Here is a 14,760-nt window from a genome sequence, read left to right on the forward strand (position 1 = left end):
CCCTTGGCCGCCGGCGTCTCAGTTAGTCACTTAACCGAACGGCTTCCCGAGCGCGCAATCGCGCACGCGCAAGGTTATACAGGGCAATGTGGCTCACTACGTAAGCCATGCAAAGCATGACCAGCTGAGACGTCGAGGGCGCGGAACGAACAGCAAACACTATGAAACCACCCGCCAATACCAATGGGATGAGTGCGGCGTAGCGCGGCAGCCTGGGGGATCGCATCTCCAACCAATCGCGCAGTAAATGGTGCAGGTGCGCATCGTCGGGTTCGTAAAAGGCCCGGCCTTCCCGATAACGGCGAATCATGCTGTGCAGCGTTTCCGTCACCGGATAAATCAGCACCGCCATGGCAAACCAGGGTGAGATATAGCCCTGGCCACCATTGACCACCATCACGGAAAGGATGGCGATCAGGGCGCCGTTTAGGTAGGCGCCTCCATCCCCGAGAAAGATGCGGCCCTGCGGAAAGTTGAAGACGAGAAAGCCGAGGTTGGCGGCAATCACCACTTCGCAGATCACCGCCAGGGCGGCCTGCCCCGTCAACCCCGCCACGAGACCCAGCGCGAGGTAGGCCATGATGGCGTAGCCGGCGCAGAGACCATTTTGGCCATCGATGAGGTTGCAGGCATGGGTCATGCCGGCGACTGCGAAAGCGAAGAACAGGACACTGACGGGCGCAAAAGCAAGGGCTGCGTCCAGTAGCGGCACATCCACCGATTTCACGCCAAGCTGTGCATTAGCCAGGCTGAAAATCAGCGCAGCCGCGATGCACACGGAGTAGCGGATGGTCGGGCGCACCTTCTTGGTGACGTCCTCAAGGAAGCCGATTCCGAACATCAGAAAAACGCAGGCAGTCATGGCGGCGAAGACATAATTGGCTGCGGGGTAGAGCTTCGGCATCGCCATCAGCACGCCCAAGGCCGCGGCTGCGAACACAGCGAGGCCACCTATCCGCGGTACAATTCCGGAGTGCGATTTATGTGCCCCGAATTGCGCTGAATCACCGGTGATCCGCACATGCCAGCGCGCGGTCAGAATGATCGCAGCGTTCAGTACCGCACTTGCTGCCAGCACTATGAAGAGGGTCGTGAGCACACAGACTGCCTATGACACGGGGACGTGGAATGATCGGCCGCGGCCGACCGCGCAGCTTATCAGCTTGACCGTGCCATCGGCCACGGGCCTTGATTTCAGCGATCTGCAGCCTTTCTGTCTGCCCACCTCGACTTGCCCGGAGTGTTGTTGCCGATGAAGATTCTTGTCACTGGCGGTTGCGGTTTCATCGGTTCCGCGTTGATCCGGCACTTGATGGCGCACAGCGCGCACGAAATCATCAACCTCGATGCCCTGACCTACGCCGCCACCTCGGACGCACTGGCGGAAATCGCCCGGAACGAGCGGTATCAGTTTGTCCATGGCGACATCCGTGACGCCGACACCGTGGAGCAGCTATTCGTAGAACATGTCCCGGATGCGGTCATGCACCTTGCCGCGGAATCCCACGTGGACCGATCCATCGACGACGCCCGGCCCTTCGTGGAAACGAATGTCCTCGGCACACAGGTGATGCTGGACGCAGCACTGCGCCACTATCGTCGGCTTCCCGCGAGCGGGCGGAAAAGCTTCCGCTTCCATCACATCTCGACCGATGAGGTCTTCGGCAGTCTTGGCCCGACCGGCTATTTCACCGAAGAAACGCCCTACGCACCGCGTTCGCCCTATGCCGCGAGCAAGGCCGCATCGGACCATCTCGTCCGCGCATGGCATCACACCCATGGCATGCCCACCATCATCAGCAACTGTTCCAACAACTACGGGCCTTTCCAGTTCCCCGAAAAGCTCATTCCACTGATGATCCTCAACGCGGTGGATCAAGAGCCGTTACCGGTCTACGGCGCGGGTGACAACGTACGCGACTGGCTGCATGTGGAGGACCACGCACGCGCCCTGCACTGCGTGCTCGAAGAGGGCGAGCCCGGGTCCGACTACAACGTCGGCGGCGATGGAGAACGCACCAATCTTGAGGTTGTGGAAGCGATCTGCCGCATCATGGATGAACGACGACCCGATCACGCCCCGCATCGTGAGCTGATCCGCTTTGTGACGGATCGCCCCGGGCATGACCGACGCTATGCGATCGATGCCACGAAGATTCGACAGGAGCTTGGCTGGGCCCCGTTGCATTCCTTCGAGTCAGGGCTGCGCCAGACCGTGGAGTGGTATCTCGCCCATCTCGACTGGTGCCGAAGCATTCAGCAGCGCCAGCAGGATGCTCTGCAGCGGCGCGGTCTGAGCGGATGCGCAGCATGAAGGGAATCATCCTCGCCGGCGGAGAAGGAACCCGCCTGTATCCGTCGACACTGGCCATCTCCAAGCAGCTGCTGCCGGTCTACGACAAACCCATGATCTACTACCCGCTGACCACTCTGATGTTGGCGGGCATCCAGGACATCCTGCTGATCTCGACGCCGCAGGACACCCCGCGTTTCGAGCAATTGCTCGGTGACGGCAGCCAGTGGGGCCTTTCCATTGAATACTGCGTACAAGCAGCTCCAAACGGGCTGGCCGAGGCCTTCCTGCTGGGTGCGGACTTCATCGCCGGAGAGCCCTGCACCCTCATCCTCGGAGACAACATCTTCTTCGGTCACGACCTCGTGCCTTCATTGCGCGCGGCCGCAGCGCGGACCGAGGGCGCCACGGTATTCGCCTATCCGGTTCATGATCCGCAACGCTACGGCGTGGTTTCCTTCGATGCTGGCGGTCGCGTCCGTTCCATCGAAGAAAAACCCGAGAAACCGCGCTCCCGCTACGCCATCACGGGCTTGTACTTCTACGATGACCAGGTCGTCGACCTCTGCCGCCAGATCACACCCTCGGCGCGCGGAGAGCTGGAAATCACCGACCTCAATCGCCTCTATCTCGAACAGGGCGCATTGCGCGTCGAGCGCATGGGCCGCGGTACCGCCTGGCTTGATACCGGAACACACGATTCCTTGATGGAAGCCGGCAACTTCATCCATACCCTGGAGAAGCGTCAGGGCTTGAAGATCGCGAGCCCGGAGGAAGTCGCCTTCCGCTGCGGATTCATCTCCGAACAGGCATTGCGTGATCTTGCCGTTCCCCTGCGCAAGAGTGGATATGGGGAGTATCTGGAACGCATTGCCGACGAAGGGCCGGAGGCACCATGACGCCTCGAAAAACCGCGCTGAACGAGGTACTGATCCTGGAACCCACGGTCTTCGGCGATGCGCGCGGCTACTTCATGGAGGCCTTCAATCGCAGGCAGTTCGAGGCCGCAGCTGGTCATCCGGGCGCATTCGTGCAGGACAACCAATCACGCTCACGAAAGGGTGTACTGCGCGGACTGCACTACCAGATTGGCGCACACCCCCAGGGCAAATTGGTGCGCGTGCTCGCCGGAGAGATCTTCGACGTCGCCGTCGATATCCGGCGCGCCTCAGCCACTTTCGGACAATGGACAGGTGTGCTGCTGTCGGCGGAAAACCGCTATCAGCTCTGGGTGCCGCCCGGTTTTGCCCATGGCTTCCTGGTGACCTCGGAATCCGCCGAGGTGCTCTACAAGGTCACCGACTGGTACGACCCCGATGGCGAACGCTCCGTTCGCTGGGACGACCCCGACATTGGCATCGATTGGCCACTGGAAGCGGAGCCGATACTCGCCGCGAAGGACCGCGACGGCTGTCTGTTGCGCGACGCCGAGACCTTCTAATGCAGCGTCTCCTTGTCACCGGCGCCCACGGCCAGGTCGCGCGCGCGCTCACTGCCCAGGCGCAAGGCCACTTCGCGTGCCGTGCCCTGGACCGCACGACGCTCGACATCACGGATGCGAAGGAAGCGGAAGCCGCGCTGCGCGACTATCGCCCGGATTGCGTCATCAACGCCGCGGCCTATACCGCGGTGGACAAAGCCGAGCAGGAGCAGGCTGCGGCCTACGCGGTCAACCGCGACGGCGCTGCCCATCTTGCAACGGCCTGCGCCCGGATCGGCGCTCGCCTCATTCACCTGTCGACGGACTTTGTGTTCGACGGCCGCACCAATGTCCCCTATCAACCCGACGCCGCAGCCGCGCCCCTGAGCGTCTACGGTGCAAGTAAATGGGCCGGCGAAGAGGAGGTCCGACGCATTGCGAGCGAGGCAACCGTCGTTCGTACGAGCTGGGTCTACGGTCCCGGCGGCGGCAACTTCGTGCGCACCATGTTGCGTTTGCTCCAGCAGCGGCCCCAGTTATCCGTCGTGGCCGATCAGTTCGGCTCGCCGACCCACACCCACAGTCTGGCGCGCTTTCTCCTTCACCTCGTGCGCCATGGGCAAGGCGCAGGGCAGACCTTGCACTGGGCCGATGCCGGGGCCGCCACGTGGTATGACCTCGCCCATATGACGCGGCTGCTTGCGCGCCAACGCTGGCCGGAACGGGTCTGGGGGGATGTCGTGCCCACCGATACGGCAGGCTACCCCACCCCGGCGCAGCGCCCCCGCTTCAGTGTTCTGGATACCCGAAGTGCGGTCGCAGTGACAGGCCTGACGCCCGCGAGCTGGATGTGCATGCTCGACCAGGCATTGCGTCTGGATGATGCCGCGGACTGGCTGCCCGCCTAGGGCAATTGCTCGATTCGAATGTCGTAGGGCACACCCGGGAGCCGTTGGCGGGTGATCACCACATGGCCAGTCTCGGGCACGAACCAGTATTCGTTGGTCCAGCGCGCCCCCGTGGACGGTACATGCACCGACTCGGTATACCGGGCCAGCAACTCCACCCGCCCACCGAAAGACACCGGTGTCGCGGGATGAAGCTGGCCGGGCCAAACTTCCACGATCACATCGTCCATCGGCGCTTCAAGTTGGACATAGTAGCTTCGGCTTTCCGGCCCGGCATCGGCGGAGTGCAGCGACTCGCCACCTGGCGCATCGAGCCGATGCATATTGATCAGATCACCGCGAAAACCCTCGGTCGCAATGATGCGGCCCTCGCGCGTCCATAACCGCAATCCGTCACTCCCCACCCACTGCCCCACGCCTGCCTTTGTCTGGGCCAGGAACAGCCGCCCAGGCGTCCCGCCGTTGATCTGCACGCGAATCTGGGTATACGGCAATGGAATACGCTCGACGAGGGCCTGGGGGTCGCCGCCGGCGTCGACAGCGCTCCGGATCCGCTCTGCCGGCCGGCAGGCGCCGAGGATGATCACGGCCACCAGAAGCAGCAGCGAGCGTCCGACCATGCGATTTGTCCGCACCATCAGCGTCCCCAGTCCGCTTGCCGCGTCTGCAAGGTACGCGCATGGCTGGCGTCTAGGCTGTAGTACAGCGAACGACCGGAGACGACCTTCTGTCCCCCGTCACGCTGAATGGGCCGGAAGCTGAACTGCGCTGCCCCGGTACCCCCCTTGGCGCTGAACAGACCAAAGGGAATGCTCATATAAAAACCCTTGTCGAAAGCGCCTTCTCCAAACTCTTCCGCCGAAACATTGGTAAAGCTCGCGAAGATGCCGAAGCGCGCACCACTGGCGAATCCACGGGAAAAGTCGAAGGTAACTCCTACATCACGCGCGAGGTAGCGACCCGCACTCACGACCATGCGAATGTTCTCGAATGGCAGCTCGTGATAGTAGGTGAGGTGCCCCGTGGTGGTGTTGTAGTCCTGGAATCCGAAACGCTGCTCGAAGTCGCGCTGCCAGACATGCGCCACTTCGAAGCCTACCGCCCATCGCCCGTTGGTAGGCCGGTACAAGACTTCGCTGGCCCCGCCACCGAACATGTCCTCAAAGATACCGGCCGAAAAACGGCCAAACCAATCTGGCGCAATCGGGAAAAAATAGTTGGCCTCCAGCTGAGACAGGTAATAGTCCTTGCCGGTGCGCAGATAGCGACGCACATCGCTCCGCACCTTCGGCAATTCGCTTGGGAAATCCCGATCCAGGCGGCTCCCGAAATTGTCCGCGATATTGACCGCAACCCCGCCGGACAGGCTGAGCCGGGGGCCGAGCTGGGCGGTACCTGTAAAGCGGGCGAGCAGCTGCGCGAAGGCAAAATTTTCCGGACCGCCAATATTCGACCGGAGCGAGGGTGTCACGCGGTAGCCGAAGGTGGGATAGCGCAGCAGATCACGATAGGTCGCGGTACGGAAGCCCGCCGGGTCCGCCGCCTCGGTCCGGACATAGCTTGCCAGGACGTCAACGGGCGCCGGCCCCATGACACTTCGATGGAAGGCACCGCGCGGAAACACCACGCTGGTTGCTTCGATACCACCGACCATTTCGACGATCTCGAACTCGTCGTAATAGCTCCCCGTATGCCGCACGAGTGCTCGGGCAACACGCCCTGCCAGCAGCGGCAGGCTTTCCGCGAGTTGCTGGTTGGCCCATACCGTGAGGCGGCGCACCCCCGCTGCATCACGAGTCGCGTCAATGGCGTAGACCGAAATCCACTGATCATCCAGCTCACGCTGGATACGCTCGACCCGGGCAGGGGACAGCGCGCGTGCTCTTCCATGCCGCACCTGCGTACGGTAGCTCGGCATGGCCGGCGTCGCGGGTCGAAGCACCTTCTCCGGTCCGCGCATCTGGTCGAAGTTGCCTACCGCAGTGAACCGGAGACCGAGCGTATTCCCGCGCTGCCAACTCGCCGCCACCTGCGCCCATTCTCCAAAGGCGTAGGACACGCCGAAGTTGACCCGAGATTCCACCTCAGGATCTGCCGGAAAGCGCACCTCGTCCGGCGCCGTCTCGGGCGCTACTGGATTCTGCGCGAAGCGCTCATTGTTGTAGTCGTTGCCTTCGACTTCGAGGCTCAGACTCACAGGACCGTCCGAGGGTGTCCAGACCAGGCCGCCGAAGAGCGCCGTGGGTCCCGTAAACCATGACTCTGGGCTGAGCTTGCCGGCTTCGCGCTCGAAATCGAACTGGCGCGTCTCGAAGCGCTCGTTCGCTGCGGCCAAAGGGTTCTTGAAGTCCGCTCGTCCGCCCAGGCGCCCCCAACCCAGACCGAAATGCACGTCGAGGTTAAAGAAGCGGCGACTCATCACCACATATTCCGAAGCGAGCAGGCCGTTGCCACCGAGATCGGTGAGGCCCACCGCTACTGCCGGTAGCCAGTCTCCTTCGCGCAAGAGTCTGAACTGGAAGTCGACCCCTTTGTCCGTGAAGTCATCGCGTGAGGGGTCGGTGGCCAACGCCGGATTGGTGATGTTGACGAAACGGAATCCGCCTTGCAGCCATTGGAAGGGCTGCACATGGAGCAGATATCCCTCAATGGGGTCTGTGCTGGAGAAGCCAGTTCCGATGGCTCCCTGCCCGAGGCTGCGGGCCGTCGGCGTCTGCATCAGACCCACTTGCCCGTAGTCGTTCAAGAAGCGTGCGGGTGCGCCCTGCGCCGGCCCCCACACCAAGCTTCCCAAAAGAACGGCGAGGCCCGTGCAGCGGCACGCTGCATGGAAAAGCTGCATCATCGCGCGCGACTGGAGGGCGAAGGACGGCGGTCATCGAGCGCTTCATCCATCCGCAGCGCCGGCAGCGCGGAGCGGTCGGCAACGCCATCGGCAGCGTCACGAGTGCGCAGCGTGCTGAACTGCTCTGCCAGATTAGCGTTACGACCTGGTACCACGATAACCGACCCCGGCGGTACATTGCGCCGCTCGTAGTTCCAGAACGCCGCGCGAATCGGTCGCCGTTCTCCGTTGGGAAGGTACACAAAGGTCTCGGACCGGTCGGCCCCACGCGCCCAGCCACCGGCTGAGCGGATGTAATCCCGCGCATCGGCATCCGATACAAAGTCAATGGCTCCCGGCGACTTCACCGCTCCCGCCACCAGGACGGCCGTTGGGATGGCGGGCAGGAAAAGGAGATCGCCCGCCTGCCATCGAACGGCCTGCGCAGCATCGCGCTGCACCGCCACCGGGTCCAGCTTCAGCGGAAGCCGAATGTAGTCCTTCGGATAGGCACTTAGCCGCGCGCGCATGTCACTTGCGCAAGGCCCCGAATAGAGCAGCAACTGCAGGGCCACGAGGGTCGACGTGGCGTACGAGTCCGTGTCGCGGTCAATCGCTCGACTCCCACTCGTGGCAAGTGGGCGCAAGAGCATGGCACCCAGTGGATAGTGCCCCACGGAGGCAATCGCGGCTTCGCCGAGCAATTCGTGCGCGAGTCGCGTGGTCTGCTGCACAGCGGGAGACGTCGTTTCGGATGCGTGCTGTCCCATGCCCTGGCCGACTGAGCCCAAGACACATTGGCCGCTCTCATCCGCATTCGCGGAGAGGGTTGTGGCCCACGAGGCCAACAGGAAGGCCAGGGGAACGATAGATCGGAACATGGCTTCGCTTTCAAACATCTTCGCTCAACGAAAAAGGGGTGGCATTGCCACCCCTTTCACTATCGGTTCAGATCGTGAGCCGATCAGCTGCCCGACGTACCCCCGGTACCGCCAGGGCCGCCCGGCGAGCTCGGCGTGCCCGTTCCGCCAGGGCCATCCGTTCCGCCCGGACCCGGCGGGACGTCGTCGTCATCGTCGCCGGCATCATCATCGTCGTCGCCGGCGTCGTCATCGTCGTCACCGGTGTCCGTAGCACCCGTCGTGGTCGAGCCACCGTCGTCGTCATCGTCGTCGTCATCGTCGTCGTCGTCATCGTCGTCGCCGATGACCGCGCTTTCTTCTTCGTCCGCTTCGATGGCAATCACGCCCACGCCGATCACGGCGACGCCGAAGCCGATACCCACCGGGATCAGTGCGGGCGATACGAGCAGACCGGCCGATTGCGCGGCGGCCAGGCCGGAAGAGGTCAGTGCGTACCCACCGCTCACTGCCACGATGTCGCCTGCGGCAATCGCTTCCTCGAGCGAGTCGTACCCAAGTTGCTTAGCCAGCTGCTCGGCCTGAGCCTGACTGACCGCGCTCTGAGACTGCGCAAACACCGTGCTGGTTTGCACCAGAGCAGTACTGCCGACTAATGCACTTGCGGCAAGTGCGACCGCTGTTTTTTTCATGACCACTCCCGGAACAATAGGTTTGAGATTATCCAGCGAAGCGCAAATATGTCAACCAAATCGGTCGCGCGACTCGCGTTACCACGGAAAATCACTCCTTCGGATTTGCGAGATCCTGACCTGCGCCACTTCCCCCGCTGATAATACCGAAAAGCAGCTCGGCGGATGCGGCTCCGAGCGCCCCTTCGGCCGCGGGTTTGGCGATGCTCTGACGATCCCAGACGATCAATTGCACGCGTTCGAGCAGCGCACCGCGGTCCAATCCCCCCTCGCGGTCGAGCGGCTCCGTATCTGCATGCGCAAATAAGGAGAGCTGCAGGGGCCGCAAATCCGATGACTGAGGCGCTTGCGCGACAGCGCCTCCCGTGCCGAACAGCCACGCTGCGATGAGCAGCATGCCAAGCCGCACGCACTGCGCTCCGCGCCATACTAGGCCTGCGAATAAAGCCGGAGCCGTGAAAAACGCATAGCATTTGCGCATCCGGGTGGGTTTCCGAAGCATCATGGGCCTGCTGGGGGCTGTGAACACGGACCGACATCATCGCATCACAAAGGGAGTCCCGCGTATGTCGCGAAAAACCGCCACACAACCATCGACCACGCTTCAGTCCATCAGGGACCATGCCTTTACCCTGTTCGGGCGGCACGGCTATGAAGGCGTGTCCATTGGTGAGATTGCGGACCACGCGAAACTTTCGAAGGGCGCCCTCTACTGGCATTTTCCAGGCAAGGAAGCGCTGTATCTCGACTGTCTGACGCGCCTCCACGCCATTTTCAACGAGCACATCTTCGACCGGATGCGCGCCTGCAACGAGCCGGTGACCCGCATTCTGACCCTCTTCAACGGACTCGCGACCATGCTCGCGGATCCGCGCGTTCGAACGGGCGTGGCCGGCTATTGGCTGACACCGATGCGATCCGCCTCACCCCGCCTAGACGAGGCACAGCGCGCCTTCGAAAGCAACTCCCGCGCCGTCATCGTCGAAACCCTCCGCGACGGCGTCGCGCAGGGGCATTTCGATTACCAGGATGATCTTGAGGAGATGGCCTCCGCGATCATGGCGCTGGTGGAGGCCATCATCCTGCCGCTGCGCCACCAGGAACATCACGAGGTCAACGCCCTGCTCAGCGTGCTTGCCCGCACCCTGTTTCGCGCCTACGCAAAGAGCAGCGACCTGGTGGAGCGCGCGCGGCAGATCTGAGCGCTTGACCGAACGCCCATGCGCAACGGCGGGACGCCACCGATTCAGTATCAATTCATCGCTTACCACTAAGGTCCTCTTTAGTGAGGACCCATTATGAACCGCGCGAATACTGCATTGCTGATCGTTGCCTGTCTCGCCATGCCGGCGATGGCGATGGCGCAGGTGAACGCGCCCGTCGTCGACGTTCAACCTATCTACCGCACCATCCAGCCCGCTGCATCGGCTGATTGCCGCGTTTTGCCGCCGTCATCGCGCGATGCGCGGCTTGCCAGGGTTCTCGGCGGCCTTGCTGGCGGCTATGCGGGCAATCAGATCGGTTCCGGATCAGGACGCGATCTGGCAACCATCGCCGGGGCTATTGCGGGCTCAGAGTTCGCAGCCAGCCGCACTCGCCACACGCCGTCCCGCTGTAGTGCAGATCCCGTCGCGGCAGGGGCACAGGAGACGCGGGTGATTGAGGGCTACGACGTCATCTATCACCACGCCGGGCGGCTGTGGCGTACGCGGCGCAGCGAACCACCCGGCGACACCATTGCGGTACCCGACCGCCGAGCCGAGCCGTGAGTGGGCGCCCACGCGCAAGTGCCGTGCGCCTGGGGATGATCATGATCGCGACCTGCGCGCTGTTCTCGCCTTCGGCGCAATCCGCACTCGATCTCCCTCTGGTGGGCCGCGCCGGCGAAGCCCTGCCGGAGCCCATGGAACGCCCTTCCGTCGAGTTGCCCGAAGCCGGTGAAACCGTGCGTCCAATGCAGCACGACATACCCGACGCCCAATTCATCACCCGCGCCCGAGCCGCCGACCTGGCGCGCAAGCAGTATGGCGGGCGCATACTGGATGTGCGCTGGACCGGAACGGACTATCGCGTCAAGCTGTTGCGCTCGGGGAGCGTACGGATCGTGACTATCGCCGACATCCCGGACAACAAAGCTCAATAAGCGAAAAAGGGGTTGTATGCGCCTGCTCATCATCGAAGACGAGACTGCCCTGCTAGAGCAGCTGGCGAGCCTCCTCGAGACAGAAGGCTTCACGGTGGAGAAGGCGGCCAACGGTGAGGATGGCGGCTGGATGGCCTGCGAGTTCGCGCTTGATCTCGCCATCGTCGATATCGGCCTGCCCGACATCTCAGGCGTCGATGTCATCCGCAAACTGCGCGGCGAGGGCAAGTCCTACCCGGTCTTGATCCTCACCGCCCGCGACGGGTGGCAAGCCAAGGTCGAGGCGCTGGAAGCGGGCGCCGATGACTACGTCGTCAAGCCCTTTCACGAGGAAGAGCTCCTCGCCCGTGTTCGCGCGTTGCTGCGTCGTGCCAGTGGCTGGGCCAGCGCCGCGATTTCCTCCGGCCCCTTCACGCTGGATACCCGCGCCAAAAGTCTGGAACGCGACGGCGATGCCATTGAATTGACCGCCTACGAGTACAAAGTGCTCGAATACCTGCTCATGCATGCAGGGGAAGTGATTTCGAAGTCCCGGCTCTCCGAGCACATCTATGACGAGGAAACCGAACGCGACAGCAACGTGATTGAAGTCTTCGTGCGCCGCCTTCGCGCCAAGCTCGATCCCGAAGAAACCATCAATCCGATCGACACGCTGCGCGGACAAGGCTACCGCTGGTCGCTGCCACGCGGCTAGTCGCTTCCACACGGCACATGCGGCTGATTCCCAATGCGCTGCGCACCCGCATGGTGGTCAGCGTCTTCCTCGTTCTGGCGATCTTTCTGACCGCGGCCGGCATTGGCCAGGAGCGGGCATTCCGGGCGGCCGCACTCTCCGCGGAACAAGACAAACTTCGAGGATTGGTGTACGCATTGCTGGGTGCCACCGAACCCGCGCCGCGCGGCGGTGTCGTCATCGCGGATTTTGACCTGCCGGACTCGCGTCTGACCCAGCCAGAGTCGGGACTCGCCGCCTGGTTGCTCAATCGCGACGGCAATATTGTCTGGCGTTCCCCCAGCGCGCTGCAGGCACCGCCGGACGTAAGCGTCGGGGATGTCGGAGAATTCCGCTTCCGCGAGGGTCCTCAGCATTTCATCACCAGCTACCAGGTGCGCTGGCTGGGAAATGATGCCGAAGCACAGAACTACCGGCTGGTGGTCGAGGCTTCCAAGCAACCCTTCAATCAACAGCTACAGGCCTATCGCAGGCAGCTGCTGGGCTGGCTGATCGCTGCCGCTGCCGGGCTGCTCATCACACTCGCCGGCACCCTGAGCTGGCTGATCATGCCGGTGCGCCGCATGGAGCGGGAACTGCGTGCCGTCGAGCGCGGCGATGCCACCGAAATCGGCGGCCGCTATCCCGATGAACTCCAGCCGCTCGCCGGCGCACTCAATGCCATGGTGCAGTCGGAGCGCAATCAGCAGGCGCGATACCGGAATGCGCTCGGCGACCTCGCCCACTCGCTGAAAACGCCGCTCGCGGTTCTTGACGGCATGCTGCGCGAAGGCGCGGACGATCCGCAGAAGATGCGGGAACAGGTTGATCGCATGCGCCAGATCACCGACCACCAGCTGGCTCGTGCCAGCCACGCCGGGCGGCGCACGCTGGCTGAAGCGATCACCCTTACGCCCCTGATCGACAAGATCACCAACTCGCTGACCAAGGTCTACCGCGACAAGAACCCCGTCATCGACCGCCGCGTTGACCCCGCGCTGCGCGTCCGCGCAGACGAAGGCGACCTCTACGAGCTCTTCGGCAACCTGCTGGACAATGCCTGCAAATGGTGCGAGCAGAAAGTGATGATTGCCGTCGAGAGAGAAGGAAGCGCCCTGCTCATCGTGATCGAAGACGACGGACCCGGTTTCCCCGAGAATGCCGAGGCCCTCTTGCGCCGCGGGTCGCGCGCGGACGAACAACGCCCGGGACAGGGGCTCGGCCTGGCGTCGGTCAACGACCTGGTCGGACTCTATGAAGGCACAATCACCATTGATCGCAGCCGCGGTCTGGGCGGGGCGCGTCTCGTTGTTCGGCTACATGCCTAGCGCTCAGGCGTCGCCACCCGACTTTTCCAACATGCGCCACGGCTTCAGGCCGGTCGCAAGCAGAGCCACGAGATAGGCCACGGCGGCAGCGAAAATCACGCACAGCAGGGCAATACCGCGCTCGACCGCGCCCGCGCTCAGCCATTGACCAAATTGATTGGCCCCCAGGGTGGCAACCACGCTCATTACCGCCGCCGCCAGCAGCAGGCGCGATAGGTAGACGAGCCATCCGGACGCAGGACTATAGACGCCGTCTCGCCGTAATCTTCGATAAAGCAGCCAGGCGTGCAGCCAGCTCGCGGCAGCTGTCGAGGCGGCGATGCCGACATGGGGCGCCTCGTATCCCACCCGTACCAGGGTGACCGAGAGTGTCACCGACACTAGCATGCCCGCGCCGAAGGCGATGGCGCCGAGCTGCAGCGGCGCCTTGGTTTCCTGACGCGAATAGAAGGCAGGGATCAGCACCTTCACGAAGGAAAAACCGATGAAGGCGAAGGCATAGGCCACCAATGCAGCCGCTGTCATCTCGACGTCCCGTGCCTGGAAGGCATTGTGATGGAAGAGCGTCGCGACGATGGGCTCCGCCAGCACCAGCAAGCCCAGGGCCGCGGGCACCCCCAACAGCAGCACCAGGCGTAGCGCCCAATCCAGTGTGGCACTGAAGCCCGCGCGGTCGGCGTTGGCAAACTGACCGGACAGATACGGAAGAATGACGGTGGCGATGGCAATGGAGAAGACGCCGAGGGGAAACTCCATCAGCCGGTCGGCATACCACAGCCAACTGACGCTGCCATCTCCGGGGAGAAAGGAGGCAATCACCGAGTCCAGCAGCAGGCTCAGCTGCGAGATGGATGCGCCGAGCATGATCGGCAGCATGAGCAGCACGATGCGCCGCACCGCGGGATCGCGCCAGCCGGCGCAGGGCCGCGGCATCAAGCCGAGGCGCCAGACCGAGGGCAACTGAAAGCAAAGCTGCAGAATGCCTGCCACGAAGACGGCAATGGCGAGTGCCTCTACGGAAGGCGCGTAGCACAGTGCAGCCACGATCAGGCTGATATTGAGCAGCACCGGCGTGATCGCGGGAACCGCAAAGCGCCCGTGCGCATGCAGGATGCCGGAGGCGAGTGCGGCCAGCGAAATGAACAACAGATAGGGGAAGGTCCAGCGCAACAGCGTGACGGCCGTCGCGAATTTCTCGGCGTCTTCCCTGAATCCGGGCGCGAACAGCATCATGAGCAGCGGGGCCGCGAGCACGCCAGCGGCAGTCAGCAGCATCAGGAAAGCCCCCAGCGTGGAGGCCACGCTGTCCACCAGCTGCCGCACTTCCGCCTCGGTGCCGCGCGCCTGCGCCTCCTTCAGGACCGGAACGAAGGCCTGCTGGAAGGCGCCCTCGGCAAACATCCGCCGAAACAGATTCGGAATGCGGAAGGCCACGAAGAAGGCGTCCATCGCTGCACCGGCACCGAACAAGGCCGCCTGGAGCATGTCGCGCACGAAACCGAGCAGGCGCGAGAGCAGCGTCGCCAAGCTGACGATGCCGGAAGAACGGGCTAGAGAACGGGACATGCGGTCGCGGAACC

The 14,760-nt window shown here is 63.3% G+C and carries 16 protein-coding genes; 9 read left to right on the forward strand and 7 right to left on the reverse strand.

The genetic code is table 11. The features are described 5' to 3' along the window. Positions 1-22: 22 nt before the first annotated feature. A complete protein-coding gene (locus ACOOFO_RS12655) occupies positions 23-1,099 on the reverse strand; it encodes a glycosyltransferase family 4 protein (protein ID WP_420427119.1) in 1,077 nt (358 codons plus the stop codon). A gap of 153 nt (positions 1,100-1,252) precedes the next feature. On the opposite strand from ACOOFO_RS12655, the gene rfbB reads away from it, so the two are divergent. From rfbB to rfbD, 4 genes are read left to right on the forward strand one after another with little or no spacing between them, the layout of a single operon-like run. Continuing rightward, the gene (gene rfbB, locus ACOOFO_RS12660; protein ID WP_420427120.1) at positions 1,253-2,314 is read left to right on the forward strand and encodes a dTDP-glucose 4,6-dehydratase; all 1,062 of its coding nucleotides are present in this window, start codon (positions 1,253-1,255) and stop codon (positions 2,312-2,314) included. Further along, a complete protein-coding gene (gene rfbA, locus ACOOFO_RS12665; RefSeq protein ID WP_420427121.1) occupies positions 2,302-3,192 on the forward strand; it encodes a glucose-1-phosphate thymidylyltransferase RfbA in 891 nt (296 codons plus the stop codon). Before rfbB ends, rfbA begins: the two co-directional genes overlap by 13 nt. Then, positions 3,189-3,734 carry a dTDP-4-dehydrorhamnose 3,5-epimerase gene (rfbC, locus tag ACOOFO_RS12670; protein ID WP_420427122.1) on the forward strand — a complete coding sequence of 182 codons (546 nt, stop codon included), beginning with the start codon at positions 3,189-3,191 and terminating at the stop codon, positions 3,732-3,734. Before rfbA ends, rfbC begins: the two co-directional genes overlap by 4 nt. Then, on the forward strand, positions 3,734-4,621 hold the full coding sequence (gene rfbD / locus ACOOFO_RS12675) for a dTDP-4-dehydrorhamnose reductase (protein ID WP_420427123.1): 888 nt from the start codon (positions 3,734-3,736) through the stop codon (positions 4,619-4,621). Before rfbC ends, rfbD begins: the two co-directional genes overlap by 1 nt. On the opposite strand, the gene ACOOFO_RS12680 is transcribed toward rfbD, so the two are convergent. The 5 genes from ACOOFO_RS12680 to ACOOFO_RS12700 all read right to left on the reverse strand — a co-directional run bounded on the left by ACOOFO_RS12680 (position 4,618) and on the right by ACOOFO_RS12700 (position 9,394). Continuing rightward, positions 4,618-5,241 carry a YjbF family lipoprotein gene (locus ACOOFO_RS12680; protein ID WP_420427124.1) on the reverse strand — a complete coding sequence of 208 codons (624 nt, stop codon included), beginning with the start codon at positions 5,239-5,241 and terminating at the stop codon, positions 4,618-4,620. The two genes, rfbD and ACOOFO_RS12680, sit on opposite strands and share 4 nt — an antisense overlap. Before the next feature lie 17 nt (positions 5,242-5,258). Next, positions 5,259-7,466 carry a YjbH domain-containing protein gene (locus tag ACOOFO_RS12685; protein ID WP_420427125.1) on the reverse strand — a complete coding sequence of 736 codons (2,208 nt, stop codon included), beginning with the start codon at positions 7,464-7,466 and terminating at the stop codon, positions 5,259-5,261. Beyond that, positions 7,463-8,179, reverse strand: coding sequence for a capsule biosynthesis GfcC family protein (locus ACOOFO_RS12690; RefSeq protein WP_420427126.1), 717 nt, complete (start codon positions 8,177-8,179; stop codon positions 7,463-7,465). The genes ACOOFO_RS12685 and ACOOFO_RS12690 overlap by 4 nt, the downstream gene beginning before the upstream one ends. Positions 8,180-8,409: 230 nt before the next feature. After that, complete coding sequence (locus tag ACOOFO_RS12695) at positions 8,410-8,997, reverse strand: hypothetical protein (protein WP_420427127.1); 588 nt, start codon at positions 8,995-8,997, stop codon at positions 8,410-8,412. Between the two features lie 91 nt (positions 8,998-9,088). Further along, complete coding sequence (locus ACOOFO_RS12700; RefSeq protein WP_420427128.1) at positions 9,089-9,394, reverse strand: hypothetical protein; 306 nt, start codon at positions 9,392-9,394, stop codon at positions 9,089-9,091. 169 nt (positions 9,395-9,563) lie between these two features. Here ACOOFO_RS12700 and ACOOFO_RS12705 point away from each other — a divergent pair, with 169 nt between their 5' ends. From ACOOFO_RS12705 to ACOOFO_RS12725, 5 genes are all read left to right on the forward strand, one after another. Then, positions 9,564-10,199 carry a TetR/AcrR family transcriptional regulator gene (locus ACOOFO_RS12705; protein WP_420427129.1) on the forward strand — a complete coding sequence of 212 codons (636 nt, stop codon included), beginning with the start codon at positions 9,564-9,566 and terminating at the stop codon, positions 10,197-10,199. 96 nt (positions 10,200-10,295) lie between these two features. Next, a complete protein-coding gene (locus ACOOFO_RS12710) occupies positions 10,296-10,766 on the forward strand; it encodes a glycine zipper 2TM domain-containing protein (RefSeq protein ID WP_420427130.1) in 471 nt (156 codons plus the stop codon). 41 nt (positions 10,767-10,807) lie between these two features. After that, entirely contained in the window at positions 10,808-11,140 is a 333-nt protein-coding gene (locus ACOOFO_RS12715) for a hypothetical protein (protein ID WP_420427131.1), read from the forward strand. Positions 11,141-11,156: 16 nt separating this feature from the next. Beyond that, entirely contained in the window at positions 11,157-11,834 is a 678-nt protein-coding gene (locus ACOOFO_RS12720) for a response regulator transcription factor (RefSeq protein WP_420427132.1), read from the forward strand. A 17-nt stretch (positions 11,835-11,851) separates the two neighbouring features. Beyond that, positions 11,852-13,180, forward strand: coding sequence for an ATP-binding protein (locus tag ACOOFO_RS12725; RefSeq protein ID WP_420427133.1), 1,329 nt, complete (start codon positions 11,852-11,854; stop codon positions 13,178-13,180). Positions 13,181-13,183: 3 nt separating this feature from the next. On the opposite strand, the gene murJ is transcribed toward ACOOFO_RS12725, so the two are convergent. Then, entirely contained in the window at positions 13,184-14,746 is a 1,563-nt protein-coding gene (gene murJ / locus ACOOFO_RS12730; protein WP_420427134.1) for a murein biosynthesis integral membrane protein MurJ, read from the reverse strand. Positions 14,747-14,760 lie beyond the last annotated feature (14 nt).

Origin of the sequence: Algiphilus sp., from assembly GCF_965216485.1 — a bacterium.
GTDB lineage: Bacteria > Pseudomonadota > Gammaproteobacteria > Nevskiales > Nevskiaceae > Algiphilus.